Origin of the sequence: Paenibacillus allorhizosphaerae (assembly GCF_042659105.1) — a bacterium.
GTDB lineage: Bacteria > Bacillota > Bacilli > Paenibacillales > NBRC-103111 > Paenibacillus_G > Paenibacillus_G allorhizosphaerae.
This window is the reverse complement of sequence record NZ_JBHSRV010000069.1, coordinates 1-834: the sequence shown is the minus strand read 5'-3', so window position 1 is coordinate 834 and position 834 is coordinate 1. Positions and strand designations below refer to the sequence as shown.

Annotated in this window: 1 protein-coding gene; it reads left to right on the top strand. The window is 61.4% G+C overall.

Annotated features, from left to right (window positions below; all coding sequences use genetic code 11):
* Positions 1-73 precede the first annotated feature (73 nt).
* On the top strand, positions 74-834 hold a 761-nt coding region (locus tag ACFQI7_RS37780), incomplete at its 3' end, for a hypothetical protein (RefSeq protein WP_377518641.1).

Here is an 834-nt window from a genome sequence, read left to right as displayed (position 1 = left end):
ATAAATGCCGAGATTAGAACGAAATAAAGATAACCGAACGCCAATTGAGCGGTCGGCCTCACGATTGATGAAGATGCGTAGAATCTGCGGTTATGGCGCCGCCGTAGCGGTGACGCCGTATCTGCTGATCAAAGTTGCCTGGACTTTCGGTGTCTTCATTCCGACCGAGCAAATGGGCGACAACAGTTGGCGCGCGATCAATGCAGCAACCGTGGTTGTCGCCGCGGTCGGTATTCTTCTGGCGATGGCGTTCAGTAGGCCGTGGGGTGAGCGGCTGCCCGCCTGGCTGGTGGCTTTGCCCGTGTGGTTTGGCACCGGTCTGCTCGTCCCCATGCTGTTGCTGGCACCGGTACTCGGCCCGGCTGCCATGACCCGGGACAAGGAGGCAGGCGCCACCGACTTCTGGGCATACGAGCAGATCTTCGTCATGGTCTCGCTGGTCGGGGTCGGCATTTTCCTGCCGCTCGCCTTGGTAGGGTACGCCAAGTCGCGGTGGCCCGAGGCACTGGGCGGTCCGACCGACTACGCGGAGCTGCCGGGACACACCCGACAGTTGCAAATCACCCTGGCCAGGCTCGTCGCAGTTGGCTGTATTCTAATCGGCGTCATCAAGGTGTTCTGGGCGGTGGGCGGCACCCTCGGCATTGTCCCGGATATGCTGGATGACCGCGATGTGTGGTGGCACCTGCTGACGTTGAGTACCGGCGTGTGGGCCTTCGCGGGGGCATGGGGTCTACTGGTGCTGACCTCCCGCCGCAGGTCGCGGAGGTTCCTACCCTCCATGGCGGCGGCCTGGATCTCGTCGGGAATGCTGTTTTCCTATAATCTCTTTTC